Origin of the sequence: Paenibacillus pinistramenti, from assembly GCF_005869875.1 — a bacterium.
GTDB classification, from domain to species: domain Bacteria; phylum Bacillota; class Bacilli; order Paenibacillales; family Paenibacillaceae; genus Fontibacillus; species Fontibacillus pinistramenti.
Genome location: NZ_VAWG01000001.1, coordinates 125,539 through 144,900, shown reverse-complemented (window position 1 = coordinate 144,900; position 19,362 = coordinate 125,539). Strand labels below are relative to the sequence as shown.

General features: G+C 51.0%; 20 protein-coding genes. 19 read left to right on the top strand and 1 reads right to left on the bottom strand.

Annotation, left to right across the window (positions count from 1 at the left end):
• Positions 1 to 3 precede the first annotated feature (3 nt).
• The 14 genes from FCN15_RS00740 (at position 4) to FCN15_RS00675 (ending at position 13,345) form a co-directional block, all read left to right on the top strand.
• Positions 4 to 237 carry a DUF2273 domain-containing protein gene (locus FCN15_RS00740; RefSeq protein ID WP_138493033.1) on the top strand — a complete coding sequence of 78 codons (234 nt, stop codon included), beginning with the start codon at positions 4 to 6 and terminating at the stop codon, positions 235 to 237.
• Between the two features lie 137 nt (positions 238 to 374).
• Positions 375 to 821 (top strand): transcription antitermination factor NusB, encoded by a 447-nt coding sequence (gene nusB, locus FCN15_RS00735; protein ID WP_138493032.1) that lies wholly within the window; start codon positions 375 to 377, stop codon positions 819 to 821.
• A gap of 88 nt (positions 822 to 909) precedes the next feature.
• The gene (folD, locus tag FCN15_RS00730; protein ID WP_138493031.1) at positions 910 to 1,767 is read left to right on the top strand and encodes a bifunctional methylenetetrahydrofolate dehydrogenase/methenyltetrahydrofolate cyclohydrolase FolD; all 858 of its coding nucleotides are present in this window, start codon (positions 910 to 912) and stop codon (positions 1,765 to 1,767) included.
• Positions 1,768 to 1,862: 95 nt separating this feature from the next.
• On the top strand, positions 1,863 to 3,200 hold the full coding sequence (xseA, locus tag FCN15_RS00725) for an exodeoxyribonuclease VII large subunit (protein ID WP_420819534.1): 1,338 nt from the start codon (positions 1,863 to 1,865) through the stop codon (positions 3,198 to 3,200).
• Positions 3,166 to 3,426 (top strand): exodeoxyribonuclease VII small subunit, encoded by a 261-nt coding sequence (xseB, locus tag FCN15_RS00720; RefSeq protein WP_138493029.1) that lies wholly within the window; start codon positions 3,166 to 3,168, stop codon positions 3,424 to 3,426. The genes xseA and xseB overlap by 35 nt, the downstream gene beginning before the upstream one ends.
• A 23-nt stretch (positions 3,427 to 3,449) precedes the next feature.
• On the top strand, positions 3,450 to 4,325 hold the full coding sequence (locus tag FCN15_RS00715; protein WP_138493408.1) for a polyprenyl synthetase family protein: 876 nt from the start codon (positions 3,450 to 3,452) through the stop codon (positions 4,323 to 4,325).
• A 175-nt stretch (positions 4,326 to 4,500) separates the two neighbouring features.
• On the top strand, positions 4,501 to 6,408 hold the full coding sequence (dxs, locus tag FCN15_RS00710; protein ID WP_138493028.1) for a 1-deoxy-D-xylulose-5-phosphate synthase: 1,908 nt from the start codon (positions 4,501 to 4,503) through the stop codon (positions 6,406 to 6,408).
• Between the two features lie 46 nt (positions 6,409 to 6,454).
• Complete coding sequence (locus FCN15_RS00705) at positions 6,455 to 7,309, top strand: TlyA family RNA methyltransferase (protein ID WP_138493027.1); 855 nt, start codon at positions 6,455 to 6,457, stop codon at positions 7,307 to 7,309.
• Between the two features lie 147 nt (positions 7,310 to 7,456).
• A complete protein-coding gene (locus FCN15_RS00700) occupies positions 7,457 to 7,921 on the top strand; it encodes a hypothetical protein (protein ID WP_138493026.1) in 465 nt (154 codons plus the stop codon).
• Between the two features lie 26 nt (positions 7,922 to 7,947).
• Positions 7,948 to 8,397, top strand: a complete 450-nt coding sequence (gene ahrC / locus FCN15_RS00695; RefSeq protein WP_138493025.1) for a transcriptional regulator AhrC/ArgR — start codon at positions 7,948 to 7,950, stop codon at positions 8,395 to 8,397.
• A 28-nt stretch (positions 8,398 to 8,425) separates the two neighbouring features.
• Positions 8,426 to 10,168 carry a DNA repair protein RecN gene (gene recN / locus FCN15_RS00690; RefSeq protein ID WP_138493024.1) on the top strand — a complete coding sequence of 581 codons (1,743 nt, stop codon included), beginning with the start codon at positions 8,426 to 8,428 and terminating at the stop codon, positions 10,166 to 10,168.
• Positions 10,169 to 10,263: 95 nt separating this feature from the next.
• On the top strand, positions 10,264 to 11,589 hold the full coding sequence (gene spoIVB, locus FCN15_RS00685) for a SpoIVB peptidase (RefSeq protein WP_138493023.1): 1,326 nt from the start codon (positions 10,264 to 10,266) through the stop codon (positions 11,587 to 11,589).
• Positions 11,590 to 11,795: 206 nt separating this feature from the next.
• Positions 11,796 to 12,608: a sporulation transcription factor Spo0A gene (gene spo0A, locus FCN15_RS00680; RefSeq protein WP_138493022.1), complete on the top strand. Its 813-nt coding sequence runs from the start codon at positions 11,796 to 11,798 to the stop codon at positions 12,606 to 12,608.
• A gap of 260 nt (positions 12,609 to 12,868) precedes the next feature.
• Positions 12,869 to 13,345 carry a hypothetical protein gene (locus tag FCN15_RS00675; protein WP_138493407.1) on the top strand — a complete coding sequence of 159 codons (477 nt, stop codon included), beginning with the start codon at positions 12,869 to 12,871 and terminating at the stop codon, positions 13,343 to 13,345.
• Between the two features lie 94 nt (positions 13,346 to 13,439).
• Here the strand turns inward: FCN15_RS00675 and FCN15_RS19095 are convergent, their stop codons facing one another.
• Complete coding sequence (locus FCN15_RS19095) at positions 13,440 to 13,595, bottom strand: hypothetical protein (protein ID WP_162515257.1); 156 nt, start codon at positions 13,593 to 13,595, stop codon at positions 13,440 to 13,442.
• A gap of 236 nt (positions 13,596 to 13,831) precedes the next feature.
• Here FCN15_RS19095 and FCN15_RS00670 point away from each other — a divergent pair, with 236 nt between their 5' ends.
• From FCN15_RS00670 to FCN15_RS00650, 5 genes are all read left to right on the top strand, one after another.
• Positions 13,832 to 14,050 (top strand): hypothetical protein, encoded by a 219-nt coding sequence (locus FCN15_RS00670; RefSeq protein WP_162515254.1) that lies wholly within the window; start codon positions 13,832 to 13,834, stop codon positions 14,048 to 14,050.
• Between the two features lie 21 nt (positions 14,051 to 14,071).
• Positions 14,072 to 15,496: a dihydrolipoyl dehydrogenase gene (lpdA, locus tag FCN15_RS00665; RefSeq protein WP_138493020.1), complete on the top strand. Its 1,425-nt coding sequence runs from the start codon at positions 14,072 to 14,074 to the stop codon at positions 15,494 to 15,496.
• Between the two features lie 131 nt (positions 15,497 to 15,627).
• Positions 15,628 to 16,650, top strand: coding sequence for a thiamine pyrophosphate-dependent dehydrogenase E1 component subunit alpha (locus tag FCN15_RS00660; RefSeq protein ID WP_138493019.1), 1,023 nt, complete (start codon positions 15,628 to 15,630; stop codon positions 16,648 to 16,650).
• A gap of 3 nt (positions 16,651 to 16,653) precedes the next feature.
• Positions 16,654 to 17,640: an alpha-ketoacid dehydrogenase subunit beta gene (locus FCN15_RS00655; RefSeq protein WP_138493018.1), complete on the top strand. Its 987-nt coding sequence runs from the start codon at positions 16,654 to 16,656 to the stop codon at positions 17,638 to 17,640.
• A gap of 163 nt (positions 17,641 to 17,803) precedes the next feature.
• Positions 17,804 to 19,225, top strand: a complete 1,422-nt coding sequence (locus FCN15_RS00650; protein WP_138493017.1) for a dihydrolipoamide acetyltransferase family protein — start codon at positions 17,804 to 17,806, stop codon at positions 19,223 to 19,225.
• Positions 19,226 to 19,362 lie beyond the last annotated feature (137 nt).

Here is a 19,362-nt window from a genome sequence, read left to right as displayed (position 1 = left end):
CCGATGTTTTGGAGAGAGTTGTGGACCAGCTATAGGGGACGCCTGCTGGGGGTTGCAGCTGCTGTATTTTTAATTCTCATTTATTTGAATTCCGGTTTTTGGAACATGATGTTTTGTGCTCTGATCCTGTTTGTCGGCTACACAGCCGGGAAATACAAGGATCTGGATCAAGGCTCTTTGATACCATGGAAAGAAATAAGGGACTGGCTGAACGATAAATGGCGTCCTTTTCGTTAATTCCTGCGATATGCTTTTCTCCTGTAAACCAGATGAAGCTGAATAATGCCCTTGCGGCGGTGGAGAAAGGCATTCTGCAGGTTTTTTCATTTATTAAAGTTCCAAAGCTGGCTATGAATCAATCAGGAGGAAGATCAGTGAAGAAGAGATTAATAAGAGAGCTTGCCGTACAGAGCTTGTATCAAATGGAAATGAATGAAGTGAGTGTAGAAGAAGCGGTTATGATGCTGCTGACGGAAGCCGGCGAGGATGACGAGAGCGGTGTGGGCAATATCAAGAACCCGGATTCGGCAAGAGAGCAGATCACGGAGCTTGCTGCCGGCGTCACCCAGCACAAAACCGCTATCGACGGTATGCTGGAGCAATATCTGAAGAACTGGCAGATCAGCCGGTTATCCCGGGTTGACCGTCAGATTCTTCGTTTGGCCGCTTATGAGATGATTTTCCGTGAAGATGTACCGGCCAAAGTTGCCGTCAATGAAGCGATTGAACTGTCCAAACATTTTGGAACCGAGGAATCGGGCAAGTTTGTAAACGGCGTGCTGGGGAAAATGATTCACGATCTGGATCAGCTTAAGCACTAAACGTTAAATGCGGAGTACGCATCGCTAATGCTGTACTGATCCAGTTAAATACTATAAAACGCAGAGAGCTAAAGGAGAAGGGGAAACGATGACAGCACCTATTATCAACGGGAAACAGGTTTCAGAAGAAATTCGCAGCCAGATTCGCATTGAGGTAGAAGAGCTTAAACAAAGCGGAGTCCAGCCTGGACTGGCCGTAGTGCTTGTAGGGGAAGATCCGGCTTCCCAGGTTTATGTCCGCAACAAGGAGAAAGCCTGCATCGATCTTGGATTTTACTCAGAGGTTCATCGTTTGCCTGCCTCCACCACTCAGGAGGAACTGCTCGGCCTTATTGGCCAATTAAACGGACAAGCGTCCATTCACGGCATTTTGGTTCAGCTTCCGCTTCCTTCCCATATTAACGAGAAATCCGTCATTGATGCTATTGCGGTTGAGAAGGACGTGGACGGCTTCCATCCGGTTAATGTAGGGAACATGGTCATCGGTGATGACAGTCTGCTCCCTTGCACACCGGCCGGCGTTATTGAGCTGATCAAACGGACAGGCATCGAAATGAGCGGCAAGCACGCTGTAGTTATCGGCCGCAGCAACATTGTCGGTAAGCCGGTTTCTCTGCTGCTGCAGCGGGAAAATGCTACGGTAACCATGTGTCATTCCCGTACAGCCAACATGAAGGAAATGACCAAACAGGCGGATATCCTGGTGGTAGCCATCGGCCGCGCTAATTTCGTTGATGCGTCTTATATCAAGCCGGGTGCAGTTGTTATTGATGTGGGCATGAACCGGCTGGACAGCGGCAAGCTGGCCGGCGACGTCGATTTTTCAAGCGCTCAAGAGGTTTCCGGACCGATCACCCCTGTTCCAGGCGGTGTAGGCCCAATGACGATTACGATGCTGATGAAGAATACGCTGATTGCCGCAAAGAGACTAAACGGGTTGTCCTAAAATCGGACGTCGGCATCCTGGCGGCCTGAGGATAAGGAGGCTTGGCTGTGGAACAGCGCATTTATACGATCAAGGAACTTAACAAATATATCCGTATGAAAATGGAAAGCGACCCGCTGCTGTCCGAGGTGTGGATCCGCGGGGAAATTTCCAACTTCACGCATCATTCGAGCGGACACATGTATTTTACGCTTAAGGACGCGGACAGCCGGATCAAGAGCATTATGTTTGCTTCGCACAACCAAAGGCTGCCTTTTATCCCTAAGGAAGGCACCCGGGTCATTGCCCGGGGGAATGTGTCTGTGTTTGAGCGGGACGGGCAGTACCAGTTCTATGCTACGCATATGCAGCCGGACGGAATTGGCAGTTTGTACTTGGCCTATGAGCAGCTGAAGAAGAAGCTTGAACAGGAAGGGCTGTTCGATCCGTCTATCAAGAAGGAAATTCCCAAATTTCCGAGAAGCATCGGCGTTGTGACCTCGCCAACTGGTGCTGCGGTGCGGGACATTATGATTACCCTGCAGCGGAGATACCCGCAGGCGAACATCGTCCTGTACCCGGTGCTGGTGCAGGGAAAGGGAGCCGCTCCTTCCATTGTCAAAGCGATCCGCGAACTGAACCGGATGAACGAAGCTGATGTGCTTATCGTCGGCCGCGGCGGCGGTTCGCTGGAAGAGCTGTGGGCCTTCAATGAAGAGATGGTCGCTAGGGCGATCTTCGAATCGGTGATCCCGGTCATCTCGGCCGTCGGGCACGAAACAGACTTTACGATCGCCGATTTTGCGGCCGATCTGCGGGCGGCCACGCCTACGGCAGCGGCCGAGCTTGCGGTGCCGCATATCGCGGACCTGAAGGAGCTGCTGCGCCAGCTCCAGCGTTCGCTGCGGCAGGGCCTGCAGCACAGGGCTTCGCGCGAGCGGGAACGCCTCGCTCGCCTGCAAAGATCGCCGGCGCTGACGCAGCCGCGCCGGCAGCTGCTGCAGCATGTCCAGCGCTTGGACATGCTGCAGCACCGGCTGTCCCGCACGGTGGACAGCCGGATGCAGCTGGCAGCCGGCCGCTACGGGCGGCTGCACGAGACGCTGCTGCGATTCCATCCGCAATCGCAGCTGAACCAGGCGGCGGCCCGGGGAGACGAATTGAGCCGGAGGCTCAATTCGTCTATGGCCGCCCTGCTCAAAGACCGCACCGCTGCGCTTGGCGGTGCGATCCGGCAGCTTGATGCGCTGAGCCCGCTCAAAGTAATGAGCCGGGGCTACAGTCTCGTCTATGACGAGAAGGACCAGCAGCTGGTCAAATCGATTAATCAGGTCCAGCCAGGCGATCAAATCAAGATCAAAGTGACTGACGGAGAGCTGGATTGTCAGGTGTGGGGCCTTAAGCCGAAAGGAGAAGACCATGGAACAGAAACAGGATCAGGAACTCAGCTTTGAAGCAGCCATGAGCGAACTGGAAGCAATCGTCTCTCAGCTTGAGCATGGCGATGTACCTCTTGAGAAAGCCATTGATCTTTTTCAGCAGGGAATGAAATTATCGCAGCTGTGCGGACAAAAGCTGGAGCAGGTTGAACGCAAAATTGAAATGATCGTTGAGGTTGACGGGACTGCGGTGAAGAAGCCGTACAGCGAGAACGGCACAGGGAACGGTGATTTCGCTTGACCCGTCCGAGTTTTGAAGCTTACATGAACGAAGTCTGCTCGCAGGTTAATGACGCTCTTGAACGCTTCCTTCCGGAGGATTGGCAGGTTCCTGCCGTCCTGAAGGATTCCATGCTGTACTCCTTGACTGCCGGGGGAAAAAGACTCCGTCCGCTTCTTGTCATCGCAGCTGCAGAGAGCCTGGGAGGCAGCAGGGAAGCGGCGATGCCGGTTGCCTGCGCGGTAGAGATGATTCATACTTACTCGCTGATTCATGACGATCTTCCGGCTATGGACAATGACGATTTCAGACGCGGCAAACCGACTAATCATAAAGTGTACGGGGAAGCTGCCGCTATTCTGGCCGGGGACGGACTGCTGACGCATGCTTTCTACAGCATTGCGCAGGCGTCTAGCCGGTATCATGTTCCCGCGGAGCAGACGCTGGCCATCGTTGAGGAGCTGGCCCGGTATGCCGGACCTGCCGGCATGGTTGGCGGGCAAGCAGCGGATATGGAGGCCGAGCAGGGAAGAACCGATCTGGACGGTCTCCGGTATATTCACGAGCACAAGACCGGCGATTTGATCGTGTTTGCGCTGAAAGCCGGGGCCCGCATCGCTTCCGCTTCACCTTCGCAGCTGCTCGCGCTTGAGCGGTTTGGCCGCAGTGTAGGCCTTGCTTTTCAAATTCAGGATGACATTCTCGATTTGACCGGGGACGAATCCAAATTGGGAAAGAGCACACAGAGCGATCTGAAAATGCAAAAGGTTACATATCCTTATTTCTTAGGACTTGAGGCTTCCCGGGAAGAGGTGGCGAAGCTGACTTCTGAAGCAAGAGCAGTCATTGCGGATGCCGGTATTCCGGATCCGGGCAGGCTGCTGGAAATATCGGATTTTTTGCTGAAGAGAGATCACTAGCCTGAACAAAGGGCAATGTTTGGCAGAATAATAACGGCAAATTGTGCGGCAATTAAACGTTTTAAGACGAGCCGGGCGCAAAAATTGCCGTTATTTCTGCTGTCATGTGTTTTATGATATAATTGGGAGCACTACTACAGAATGTAATTCAATCAATGGAAAGCGGGGAATGCAAATGCTGCTTTCGCAAATCAGCGGCCCAATGGATTTGAAGGCTTTGTCCGTGGATGCGCTTGCGCCGCTGGCGGAAGAGATCCGTCAGTTTCTCATTGAGAAGCTTTCGGCCACGGGTGGCCATTTGGCTTCCAATTTGGGTATTGTGGAGCTGACGCTGGCGCTTCACTACCGCTACAATAGTCCTGAAGATAAGCTGATCTATGATGTCGGCCATCAGGCTTATGTTCACAAAATATTGACTGGCCGGATGGACCAGTTTGACACTTTGCGCAAGCTGAACGGTCTCTGCGGATTCGTCAAGAGAAACGAAAGCGAGCATGACGTTTGGGAGGCAGGCCACAGCAGTACGTCTTTATCAGCGGCAATGGGCATGGCTTTGGCCAGGGATCTTAAAGGCGAACACTTTAAAGTAATCCCCATTATCGGAGATGGAGCACTTACCGGCGGAATGGCCTTTGAAGCGCTGAACCATATCGGTCATGAGAAGAAGAAGCTGATGGTGATCCTGAACGACAACGAAATGTCCATTGCGCCGAATGTAGGTGCGATGCACAATTATTTGTCGCGGATTCGTTCCGATCGCGCCTACTTAAGAGCGAAAGATGAAATTGAGGTCCTTCTGCGCAAAATTCCAGCCATTGGCGGCAAGCTTGCCAAGACGGCGGAAAAGGTAAAGGACAGCCTTAAATATATGATGGTTCCCGGCATTTTGTTTGAGGAACTTGGCTTCACTTATCTTGGACCAGTAGACGGCCATGATATCGGCAAGCTTCTGGAAACGTTTAAACAGGCGGACAACGTTGAAGGTCCAGTCTTTGTGCATGTCCTGACCACGAAAGGCAAGGGCTACCAGCCGGCGGAAGCCGACTCCCATAAATGGCACGGGATTTCTCCATACAAAATTGAGTCCGGCCAAGTATTGAAGGCTGTCGGCAACCCAATGTATACGGAAGTGTTTGGCGAGACGCTGATTGAACTGGCCGAACAGGACAAACGGATCGTTGCCGTTACGCCTGCAATGCCTGGCGGTTCTGGTTTGGTTCCTTTTTCCAAGCGTTTTCCTGACCGGATGATTGATGTGGGGATTGCCGAGCAGCATGCAGCCACCATGTGCGCCGCGCTTTCTCTTGAAGGGATGAAGCCCGTCTATGCGGTGTATTCGACCTTTATGCAGCGGGCTTACGACCAGATCGTACACGATATTTGCCGCCATAATGCCAATGTCATGTTTGCAATTGACCGCGCCGGCTTTGTGGGCGCCGATGGGGAAACCCATCAAGGGGTATATGATATTGCTTTTATGCGTCATATCCCAAATATTGTTTTGATGATGCCTAAAGATGAGAACGAGCTTCGGCATATGATGAAGACAGCGCTCGATTATAATGACGGTCCGATTGCCTACCGGTATCCCCGTGTGAACGGCACCGGCGTCAAGCTGGATGAGAAGCTGATCCCGATTCCGATTGGAAGCTGGGAGAAGCTGCGCGAAGGAGAAGGGATTGCAATTGCTGCTATTGGTCCAATGGTGCAGATTGCTGAGGAGACAGCGGATATCCTGAGATCATCGGGGATCAAGGTGACGGTCGTTAACGCCCGCTTCCTTAAACCGCTTGATCAGACCATGCTGCTTGAATTGGCTAATGCTCACAGTGCTATGATCGTTCTTGAGGAAGCCAGCCAGGCTGGCAGCTTGGGCAGCGCCATACTTGAATTTTACGCCGAGCATGAGGTTAGAGGCTGTGAAATCCATCTGATGGGCATCCCGGACCGGTTTATTGAACATGCCAGTATTAAGGAGCAGCGTGAACAGGTGGGACTGACCGTTGAGGCGGTTGTGCAGAAAGTTCAGCAGGTCAAATCCGAGCAGTCGTTTTCATACGGCAAGAAGACTTTTCCTTCCTAGGTGATTGGACCCTTCAGAGGAATAAACATAAAGACAGGAGAAATACATGTCAGGTTCAGGAACAAAAGAACGTGTGGATGTGCTGCTCGTCGAGCAGGGTTTCTTTGACAGCCGGGAAAAAGCGAAGGCGGCCATCATGGCCGGCCTTGTCTATGACGAGCACGGGCGGGTCGAGAAAGCCGGCACGAAGCTGCCACGCACGGCTGCCCTCAAGGTGAAAGGAGCCGTACATCCTTACGTAAGCCGGGGCGGCCTTAAGCTGGAGAAAGCGATCAAACAATTCGAAATCCCGCTGAATGGCCGGACGATGCTCGATATTGGCTCGTCTACCGGCGGTTTCACAGACTGTGCGCTTCAGCATGGGGCTTCTTACGTGTATGCGATCGACGTCGGTTACAATCAGCTCGATTGGAGCCTTAGAAACGACGAACGGGTTAACGTCAAGGAAAGAACGAATTTCCGGTATATGACCCCTGAGGATTTGAATGGGCCAGACCCGGATTTTGCAAGCATTGATGTATCGTTTATTTCCTTGCGGATTATTTTGCCGCCGCTGAAAGCACTGCTGAAGCGCCCGGCCGATGTGGTGGCGCTCATTAAACCGCAGTTTGAGGCAGGCCGTGAGAAAGTCGGAAAGTCTGGTGTGATTCGGGATCCGAAGGTACACGAAGAAGTTGTGCTGCAAATTCTTTCGTTTGCCGAGGATACGGGATATACGGTCAAAGGATTAACTTATTCGCCCATTACGGGCGGAGAAGGAAATATTGAGTTTCTTGCCCATTTCGGCTTGGAACCTGAAGAAGCAGGAGAAGAAACCGGCAGCAAACAAGCTTGGGAGACTCTGGCGAAGCAAATCGTTGAACAGGCCTCCAAGACGTTTCGGTCTGAGCCGGCCCGTTAAACAATAGGTAACGAACGAAGGCTTCCGTGGTATGAACCCCGGAAGCTTTTTGTTCCATTTGAGCCTGTTTGCGGGAGATAAGGGATTGATTTGCGAACGTTTGTTTGTTTATAATGGAATCAATCGATCAGGAACGGGGGATTAACAATGGGGGCCGGGTCGGACAAATGGCTGATGGTGATTATCGCTTTGCTTGTCGTTATTTTGCTGTGGCGGTCTGTCACCTCTTGGCTGAGCCGTCCCGCCCCTTTTAGACCAGGTCACGGATTTGAAGTCAATGACCAGTTTGAACGAACCGCAGCAGTTGAGCTGCTCGAGCGGAGCGGATATGAAGTGGTTAGTGGCAAACTTAAGATTCCTTTGACTTTTCAGTGCAGCGAAGAGCTGCTCTACAGCCGGCTTTATATTGATTATGTGGCATGTAGGGATGGGCAATACTACCTAGTTAAGGAATCCCGCAGCAGACAAGCTGTTGAGTGGACGGGAAGCGGGGTGCGGAATGCTTTTCTGCCCTTTTTGCTGCTTTATCCGGACTGTGAAGGAATGTTATATATAGACAGCGAAATGAGTGAAATTCGTAAAATTCGTCTGGTCAGCGAAGAAGAGTATTAGCCTGTTCAGGCAGTTGGAGGAGTTAGATGAAAGGTCTTCGACATATTAAGATTCGAGAAATTATTACACAGCAGGATATCGAAACCCAGGACGAGCTTGTGGATGCCCTGAGAGAAGCAGGGTTTCAGGTGACTCAGGCAACCGTGTCCCGGGATATTAAAGAGCTGCTGCTTATCAAGGTTCCGACGGACGACGGCAGGTATAAATATTCAATGCCAACCGACCAGCGTTATAATCCGGTTCAGAAATTAAAGCGCGCTTTGGTCGACAGCTTTGTGCATATTGACTATACCGGCAATCTCGTTGTGATGAAGTGCCTGCCCGGCACGGCAAATTCGGTTTGTGTCCTGCTCGACAACATGGAATGGACCGAAATCATGGGAACGATCTGCGGCGATGATACTATTCTTATGATCTGCCGCACCGAAGAGAACAGCGTTGCTGTTGTCGACCAAATAATGAGTTATATTTCCTGATAAATTAGGGAACCTGGGAGGGTTTGGCGTGCTTTTTTCTTTGTCTATCCGCAATTTGGCAGTTGTTGAAGCTGTTGATATTACCTTTGACCGTGGATTTCTTGTGCTTACAGGGGAGACCGGTGCCGGCAAATCGATTATTATTGATGCTTTAGGTCTGATTGCCGGTGCCAGGGGATCAGCAGATTTGATCCGGTACGGCTGCGAGAAGGCAGAGATGGAAGCAGCGTTTGATCTTCCTGCAGAACATCCAGTATGGGGCAAGATGAAGGAATTTGGGCTGAACGGAGATCCCGGGGAGCTTCTCATTATCCGGCGGGACATCAGCCTGCAGGGCAAGAGTACGTCACGTATAAACGGCCAGCTGGTGAATTTGACCATGCTGCGCGAAATTGGTGAACGCCTCATTAATATACATGGACAGCATGAGCATCAGACCTTGCTGCGTCCAGAGCGTCATTTGGATCTCCTAGATGCTTACGGCGGCCCATTAATCGTTTCTTTAAAGTCCAGCTACCAGGAGACCTACAGTGAATTTGTTAAGACAAACCGGGAATGGAACGAGCTCCGCAGCACCAGCCAGAAGATGCTCCAGCAGCTTGACATGTATCGTTTTCAGCTGGAGGAAATTGCTGCCGCGAAGCTTCAAATCGGCGAGGACGAATTACTGACAGAAGAAAAGCTCAAGCTATCCCATAGCGAGAAAATGATGGATGCTGTTGCCGGAGCGTACGAGCAGCTGTACGGAACCAAAGGGCTCGACGTAATTGCGGCTGCGCTGTCTCGGATGGAGGATATTTCCGAGTACGATCCGAAGACGATAAGCCCGATCGTTGAGCAGCTCCGTAACGCATATTATCAGCTGGAGGATGCGGCGTTCGGACTGAGGGATTACAGAGACAACCTGGAGTTTAATCCGGAACGGCTGCGGGAGGTCGAAGACCGGCTGGATGATATCTCCGGCTTGCGCCGCAAATATGGTGACTCCATTGAAGCCGTGTTAAATTACTACGATAAGATCCGTAAGGAAACGGAGACGCTGGAGAATAAGGATGAAATTTTGGAGCAGCTGGAGGCCAAACGTCAAATCTTACTCGAACAGGTGCTGTCCAAAGCTGAAGCCCTAAGCGAAGCGCGCAAGGGCTGTGCAGCCGATCTGGCGAAGCAGATCGAAGGGGAGCTGAAGGATCTGCAGATGCAGCGTACCTCGTTAAAGGTTGAATTCGGCATGTCCGAGGACGCTTCCGGTGTTGAATACAAAGGAAGCCGGATCAGGCTAGGCAAGAATGGCCTGGATACAGCGGAATTCCTCATTTCTCCTAACCCGGGCGAACCGCTTCGCCCTCTTGGCAAGATCGCTTCAGGCGGCGAATTGTCGCGGATCATGCTTGCGCTCAAGAGCATTTTCGCCCGTCATGACCAGGTTCCAGTGCTGATCTTCGACGAGGTCGATACAGGCGTGAGCGGCCGTGCGGCTCAGTCTATTGCAGAGAAGCTTTATAAACTGTCGTCCTCCTGTCAAGTGTTCTCCATTACGCACCTGCCTCAGGTTGCCTGCATGGCGGATAACCAATTCCTGATTGAGAAGACGGTTATCGACGGGCGGACGATGACGGTAGTGGAGCCATTGAATCAGGAAGGGCGCATCAAAGAGCTCGCCCGCATGCTGGGAGGGGTTGAAATTACGGAGAAAACCCTTCATCATGCTCAAGAAATGCTAAATCTGGCGCAGGCTCAAAAGGGTATTTTTAAAGTTAAGGTTAATGATTAACAGTAATAAAACATCAGGCCGGGGGTATCTTATAGTTACGCGATTGGCGACCACCTTTTCGTCAGGCGAAAGAAGCAGAGGGAGCGTGACAGCCATTGAACCGTAACCAAAAGCAAAGGATTCTCGGTCTTTTTGTTGCATTCTTTTTATGTTTGATTGGCAGTACTGCAGCTGCAAAATATCCTTTAATGACAAGCGAGCTGCGTATGTTTGAGGGTCAAGCCGCCAAGGTTTCCGGGGTTCTTCCTGTTCAGACTCAAGTTTCAGTTGACCGCCCGGGCATTGTCGCCATGGATGGTTCCTCTTCGCTCCAAACGAAGATCGGACCGGGGCAATCCCTTAAAGTCGTTTCGTTAACGAGCGGAGCAGCCGATCTGAAGCTCAAATTATTCGGGAAGCTGCCATACAAGACGGTCAAAGTGAAAGTTGTGCCTGAGCTGAAGGTGATTCCCGGCGGACAAACGATTGGTGTGAAGGTGAAATCAGACGGGATCTTAGTTGTTGGCCATCATCAGATTAATGAAAGCAGCGGTAAGGTTTCGCCCGGCGAACAAGCCGGTTTGAAGCTCGGCGATTTGATTACCCATTTGAACGGAATTAAGCTGAAGGACGCCAAAGAAGTTTCTGAAATCGTGGAGAAGGCGGGCAGCAGCAACAAACCTCTGGAAGTTACCTTTAAGAGGGGAAGCGAAGTCAAGACCACCAGGCTCAAGCCCGGTTATGACGCCAAAGACGGTGTATGGCGCTTAGGTCTGTATATCCGGGATTCAGCAGCAGGAGTAGGAACATTAACGTTTTATGCCCCCAAGCAGGGTGTTTATGGAGCTTTAGGCCATGTCATTACTGATATGAATACCCAAACTCCGATCGTCGTTGGCAGCGGTCAGGTTGTCCAATCCAGCGTGACCTCCATTTCCAGAAGCGAGAACGGCGAACCGGGCGAGAAGCGGGCGATTTTTGTGAAGGAAGGCAAACAGCTCGGAACAATCGAACGAAACACCAGTTTCGGTATCTTCGGGAAAATGGATAAAAATCCAGACCATAGCTTGTACGGAGAACCGGTTCCGGTCGCTTTTGCCGAAGAAGTGAAGGAAGGGCCTGCCGAAATTTTGACCGTGGTGAATGGTCAACAGGTGGAGCGTTTTAAAGTAGAAATCGTTCATGTCGCGAAACAGCATACTCCGGAAACAAAGGGAATGGTCATCCGCATTACGGACCCGAACCTGATTAGTAAGACCGGCGGCATTGTACAAGGAATGAGCGGAAGCCCGATTATGCAGAACGGTAAATTGATCGGTGCGGTAACGCATGTCTTTGTGAATGATCCTAAATCCGGCTACGGATGTTTTATTGAGTGGATGCTGCAGGATGCAGGAATTTCAATCTCTTCGGACAAAGAGAACAATCTTAAGGCGGGTTGACCCCTTAAGATTGTTTTTTTGTTTATGTCGAATCCAAACGAAAAAAGAATATTTATGTAAATAAATAATTTATTATAGCCTAGCCCTGAAAAAAAATAAAGAAAAATAATTTTCGACAGAAGGGATTCCGTCATCGGTGTCGAAACTATATGTCCAGAGGAAAAAACATACAGAACTATTCACACAACCTAAGGAGGAATAAAGTCTTGCAGAAGATAGAGGTATTGTTGGCGGATGATAATCGTGAGTTCACAAATTTATTAGCGGAATACATTGCCGAACAGGACGATATGGTCGTTTCGGGGATTGCTTACAATGGTGAAGAAGTTCTCCAGGCAATCGAGCAAGGCGGCAAATTGCCTGATGTATTGATTCTGGACATCATTATGCCTCATCTTGACGGACTTGGTGTACTCGAACGATTGCGTGAAATGAATTTAAACCCGCAGCCTAAGGTCATTATGCTGACTGCTTTCGGCCAGGAAAATATTACACAGCGCGCTGTTCAGCTGGGCGCCTCGTATTATATTTTGAAGCCGTTTGACATGGACGTGCTGGCAAGCCGCATCCGGCAGCTGGTAAATGTTCAGTCTTTGACTACGGGTAATGCGCCGGCATCGTCGTTGTTCGTGAAATCCAGCAATGTTGTGCCGATTGCCAAAGGCAAAAATTTGGATGCGAACATTACTTCAATTATTCATGAAATCGGTGTACCTGCTCACATCAAAGGTTATCAATATCTGCGTGAAGCCATTACTATGGTTTATAACAATATTGAAATTCTCGGCGCGATTACCAAAACGCTGTATCCTGCTATCGCCGAGAAATTCAAAACCACTCCTTCACGGGTCGAACGTGCCATTCGCCATGCGATAGAAGTGGCATGGACACGCGGCAACATCGATTCGATCAGCCATTTGTTCGGCTATACCATCAACATCAGCAAGTCGAAGCCGACGAATTCTGAGTTTATCGCCATGGTGGCTGACAAGCTGAGGATTGAGCATAAAGTGTCGTGAAAGGGTAAGGAGCATTGAGCGAGCATTTAAAACTGGCTAACATTAGATAGAGGCCTAGTACCACTTTTTCATGGTTCCATACAAAATCGTGAAAAAGTGGTATTTTTGTAACTTTTCGTGACGCATTATATGAAATTATTTTTAAACAGTGATCTGGAAGGTTTGTATATTTGTTTTGAATAATTCATAATAATCTACAGTATCTTAAGATATAAGGAGGCTAGCAGCAATTGAACAAGCAGAATGATACGCTTTACATCATGACATACACCTTGAACAGCGGTATCAAAGGAACCGTTCCTTTGTCGCCAGAGCAGATCAAGACGTGGATGGAGTGCTATAAAAACAACAATAAATTCGTCACCGAAATCGGACAGGAGTTTTTTGGTCTGAACCCCGGTTTGGTCGCCGATTTTAAGGTACATAACAAGTATTCCAGCTATCAAGAGACTCTGATGCCAGTGCAGGCTCCGTCAGCTTCCAATCTGAACCAGCAGCTTTCCAGTGCCTATAAGAAAAGTGAGTTATTGATAAAAGTAGAATGTAAATGTGGGGCCTCCTATTTGACAAACTCGCCGCTCAAGAGAACGAAATGGTACTGCAGTGAATGCAATGAAATCGTATTCCTGGATATGAAGAAAGGTCTTATAGAAACGCCGAAAGGCCAGGCGCACTATATGACCAACAAGTATTTTGTTGAACGGGATTCTTCCAGTGCTAAAGAAATCACTAGCTGATGGTTTGATGGTACAGCAAAACGCCTTGTCCGGTTCAGCCGGAGAAGGCGTTTTTGTTTGTTTTTTTTATTGAATGAAAGAAAGTTTGGCTGCTTCAGCGGGGTTTAATAATCTTGGACATTGCTGAAACTGCGCAGAAGATGCCGGCTGCAGTAAATAAGGTCATCGCCCAAGGATAGTCCTGGCTAAAAGGTACAAAGGTAAAAAAGCCGACGGCCGCGATAAACCGGAGAATAATATCATATTTCATAGTTTGACTCCCTGCTCTGAAAATAATTGCTTAACTGTTTCTCATAACACACACTTACAGATTATATAATTCCAAAGCACAGAGAGCAAATGCAGATCTCCCGGGATTTGCAAGAGTTGCTTAGAGCCTGTACAGTAGGGTTGTGGCATAAAAATAGCGTGAGATCGCTTGGAAATTCCAAGCTGATCAATTGACCGGAGAAGGTGCAGGAACACATGGAATCATCCGAGAACGAGTTGACAACAACATCCCGTGAGAAGAACACTAAGTCCTGTGAGGAGCTGTACGAGGTTCAACCTGAATGGGATGAAGCTGCCAAGCAGCTCATTCTGAAGCTGCAGCAGGAGGTTCAGGCCCTGGCAGCTGAGAATCAGAGGCTTAGAAAGGCGCTTTTGGCCCAGCGGGCCAAAGGACCAAAGATGTCTACCAAACTGCGGGATGCATTATATGAATAAGAGATAACGGAGGAGACAAGCATGTCAATTACTTGTGATGTTGCAGTTTTAGGAGGCGGAACGGGAGGATACATAGCAGCGATCCGGGCAGCCCAGTTAGGCAAAGAGGTTATTGTAGTTGAACAGGACAAGCTTGGGGGGACCTGCCTCCATAAAGGGTGCATTCCAAGCAAGAGCCTGCTGCGGAGTGCAGAGCTGTTCGCCCAAATGAAAGAAAGCGAAAGCTACGGAATTGAGACGGAGGGCGTACAGTTAGCCTTTCCGAAAGTGCAGGCGCGCAAAACGGCCATTGTAGAGCAGCTTCATAAAGGTGTTCAGTATCTGATGAAGAAGCACAAAATTAGAGTCATTCAGGGCCGTGGACGCATCATCGGTCCGTCTATTTTTTCACCTAAAAGCGGCGCGCTGGCTGTTGAACTGGCGGACGGGGAGATGGAAACCATTGTACCTGCCAATTTAATTATTGCTACAGGTTCACGTCCGCGGCTGCTTCCGGGTCTTGAGCCGGACGGGACGCATATTTTAAGCAGCGACGAAGCACTTGAATTAAAGGATCTGCCTGCGTCGATTCTGATCGTCGGCGGCGGCGTAATCGGCGTGGAGTGGGCTTCCATGCTGCATGATTTCGGCGTCAGCGTTACTGTAGTGGAAGCGGCGCCGCAGCTGCTGCCCAATGAAGACAAGGATATTGCTAAAGAGCTGAACAGACTGCTGGAGCGCAGAGGCATCAAAGTGCTGACTAACGCCCGGATCAAGCCGGAGACGCTTCATAAAAATGAGGGAAATATAACGATTCAAGCGGTAATCGGAGACAAGGAAACGGAGCTGTCAGCCGAGAAGCTGCTTCTCTCCATTGGCCGGCAGGCAAACGTTGAGGGTATCGGCCTGGAAAATACAGATATCGCCCTCAAGGACGGCTTCATCCGCGTCAACGACAGCATGCAGACCACGGAACCGCATATTTATGCGATTGGTGACTGCATCGGCGGACTTCAGCTTGCACATGCTGCCAGCCACGAAGGAGTCACAGCCGCTGAGCATCTGGCAGGCGCCCCATCCGGGGTGAAATCAAATCCCCTGCATACGCCGCGCTGTGTCTATACCCGTCCGGAGGTTGCTTCTGTCGGTATGACCGAGCAGGAAGCCGCGGGCAAGGGTTATAAGCTGAAAGTAGGCAAATTCCCGTTCTCCGCGATCGGCAAAGCTCTGGTGTACGGCGAGAAAGACGGGTTTGTTAAGCTTATTGCCGACGAAAGCACGGGGGATCTGCTTGGCGTTCATATGATTGGTCCGCATGTGACCGACCTGATCGGCGAAGCGGCGCTGGCCCAGGTGCTGGATGCTTCACCTTGGGAGATTGCGCACACTGTACATGCGCATCCAACTTTGGCGGAAATTATGGGCGAAGCAGCGCTTGCAGTGGATGGGCTTTCCTTGGGAATGTAATGACAAAGAAGTAATGTTTTCTTTTTGTACAGAATGGGATTATAATAGGGTTAACCCAAGTCTTAGTACCAGGTTATAAAACTTGGTTGCTAAGATCGGACAGCCAAAATGAAATGGAGGCAACTCCCTTAATGAATGCTAAATCAGCTTTGGAGCAAAGACCTAAACATGAGCAGCTTGGGCTTTCAGACCTGAAAGCCGTCGAAATGTATAAATATATGCTGCTCGCACGCAAATACGATGAACGGATGTTGCTGCTGCAGCGCGCAGGTAAGATCAATTTCCACGTTTCTGGCATCGGCCAGGAGGTTGCACAGGTCGCTTCCGCGTTTGCGCTCGACCGTGAACAGGACTATTTCCTGCCTTATTACCGGGATTACGGATTTGTATTGTCGGTAGGCATGACGCTTAAAGAATTGTTCCTGTGCGCCTTCGCGAAAGCGGAGGACCCGAACAGCGGAGGGCGGCAGATGCCGGGCCACTTCGGCTCCAAGAAGCTGCGGATCGTGACGGGCTCAAGTCCTGTAACTACACAGGTTCCGCATGCTGTCGGCGTCGCTCTTGCTGCCAAAATGCAGAAGAAGGATATCGTGTCCTTTGTAACATTTGGCGAAGGCTCCAGCAACCAGGGCGACTTCCATGAAGGCTCCAATTTTGCCGGGGTGCATAAGCTACCAGTCATTATAATGTGCGAGAATAATCAATATGCGATTTCTGTTCCAATTCACAAGCAGCTTGCCGGAAAAGTGAGCGACCGCGCCCTTGGCTACGGCTTCCCCGGTATCCGGGTTGACGGCAACGATGCGCTCGAAGTGTACCGCGCCGTTAAGGAAGCAAGAGAACGTGCGGTCCGCGGAGAGGGGCCGACCCTCATTGAAGCCATGATGTACCGTTTGTCTCCGCATTCTACATCGGACAACGATCTGGCTTACCGCACGAAGGAAGAGGTCGAAGAATACCGCAAGAAGGACGGCATTCCAAAATTCAAGCAGTATTTGATCGATTGCGGGCTGTGGTCGGAAGAGCAGGAAGAGGCTTATGTGAAGGAAGTTTCCGATCAGCTGAAAGAAGCGATTGATTATGCGGACCGCGCTCCATTCCCGAAACCGGAAGATACGCTGCTGCATGTGTATGCCGATGAAAGGGAGGAATAAGAGATGCCGGTAATGGAATATATCGACGCCATTCGTTTGGCGATGAAGGAAGAAATGGAACGCGACGAGCGTGTGTTTGTGCTCGGCGAGGATGTGGGTCTCAAGGGCGGCGTGTTTACGACGACCAAAGGGCTGCAGGAGCAATTCGGCGAAGACCGCGTCATGGACACGCCGCTGTCAGAATCCGCGATTGCCGGAGTCGCCATTGGCGCGGCCATGTACGGCATGAGACCGATCGCTGAAATGCAGTACTCGGACTTTATGCTGCCGGCGACGAACCAGATTATCAGCGAAGCGGCCAAGATCCGCTATCGCTCCAATAATGACTGGAGCTGTCCGGTCGTTGTCCGCGCCCCGATCGGCGGAGGGATCTTTGGCGGCCTGTACCATTCCCAGTGCCCGGAATCCATCTTCTTTGGGACGCCGGGACTCAAGATTGTGGCTCCGTACTCGGCATATGATGCCAAAGGACTTCTGAAGGCCGCGATCCGCGACGAGGATCCGGTGCTCTTTTTCGAGAATAAGAAATGCTACAAGCTGATCAAGGAAGACGTTCCGGAGGACGATTATATCGTGCCGATCGGCAAAGCCAATTTGCTGCGCGAAGGGGATGACATTACCGTCATCGGGTACAGCCTGCCGCTTCATTTTGCGATGCAGGCCGCAGAGGAGCTCGAGGCTGAACAAGGCATCACCTCCCACATTCTTGATCTGCGCACCATTCAGCCGCTTGACCGCGAAGCCATTATTGCGGCAGCTCGCCGGACAGGCAAAGTGCTGATCGTACATGAGGACAATAAGACCGGCGGTGTTGGCGGAGAGGTTGCCGCCATGATTGCGGAAGAGTGCCTGTTTGAGCTTGATGCGCCGATCAAACGTCTGTGCGGGCCGGATGTTCCGGCAATGCCGATCAGTCCGCCGATGGAGAAGTTCTTTATGCTCAGCAAGGACAAACTGAAAGAAGCGATGCTGGAGCTTGCTTTGTATTAACCGGTAACAGCCGTAACAGCCGCCTTCTGGCGGCTGTGATTTGTTAGTCAGGTAACAGCCAGTTTCAGTTAGTGTTAGTGAACAGTTCCAAACTAGACCCAGTGCAGGCGGCCGGATTACTGCCAGGCGGCAGATCCGGTTCTGCAGACAGGAGTGTTAACCCATGCCATCATCTAAACAGCTTATCGAAGTCACCATGCCCCAGCTGGCTGAATCACTTGTTTCGGCCACGATCGGCAAATGGCTCAAGAAGCCGGGCGATCCCGTTGAGGCTTATGAACCCATTTGTGAAGTCATCACCGATAAAGTAAACGCCGAAATTCCTTCTACGATTGAAGGAGTTATGGGCGAGCTCCGCGCATCTGAAGGAGAAACGATCAGCGTTGGCGAGGTGATCTGCGTCATCGAAACCGCCGCTTCTGGCGGGGCAGAAGCTGAACCAGCGGGCAGCCCGGCTGCTGCAGCTTCCCAAGGAGCAGGCGCAGCAGATGCAGCTGGACAAGCAGGAGAAGGAGACCAAAGTATGCGTGCCCGCTATTCGCCGGCCGTACAGACGCTTGCTGCAGAGCACGGCATCGATCTGCGGCAGGTTCAGGGAACCGGAATGGGCGGCCGGATCACCCGCAAAGATGTGCTGGCATTTATTGAGCGCGGAGGCGCGGGTGCTGCAGGCAATGCTGGAAGTGCATCGCAGCAGGTGCAGGCTTCAGCTTCGGTTGCGGGTCAGGCTGGCGCAAATAACGCAATGACGCCTGCTGCCCCGGCGCAGCCGTTCATTCCGGCTTCAGGTGTGTTGCAGCAGGCGGCCTCCGAGCCTGTACGGCATTCCGGACTTCATTTAACCGAGACGCCGAAAATTCCAACAATCGAAGTGGAAGGCGGCCAGTCCGAATATTTTATCGACGTGACGCCGGTCCGTAACACCATTGCAACCCGGATGCGCCAAAGCGTGGCGGAAATTCCGCACGGCTGGATGATGATCGAGGTTGATGTAACGAATCTCGTCCAGCTCCGCAACAAGCTAAAGGATGAATTTTTCCGGAAGGAAGGCATCAATCTGACCTATTTGGCTTTCCTGCTGAAAGCGGTCGTTAATGCGATCAAGGATTATCCGATCATGAATTCCGTCTGGGCAGTGGACAAAATCATCGTCAAGCGCGATATCAATATTTCGCTTGCTGTAGGCACAGAGGATTCCGTCATGACGCCGGTAATCAAGAAGGCAGACCAGAAGAACATTGCCGGCCTTGCCCGCGAGGTAGAGGAGCTGGCTCGCAAGACACGCGAAGGCAAGCTGAAGCTGGATGATATGCAGGGCGGGACTTTTACTGTGAACAATACGGGTTCATTCGGTTCCATCTTGTCTCAGCCGATTATCAACTATCCGCAGGCGGCGATTCTGACCTTTGAATCCATTGTGAAGAAGCCGGTTGTCATTAACGACATGATCGCGGTCCGCTCTATGGCGAACCTGTGTCTGTCGCTGGATCACCGTATTTTGGACGGGGTGATCTGCGGACGTTTTATGCAGCGGGTGAAAGACAATTTGGAAAGCATGTCGCTTGAGAATACAAAGCTTTATTAAAAGTGGAGTTCATCAGCGGAAATGTGGAGGAAGAGTGGAGCTGTGGTCCGGATAAACGGATCAGGCTCCGCTTTTATCTTTTGTACGCAATTTGCTCAGAATAAGTTCAGGCGAACGGTCATTTTGAACGGGCCGGC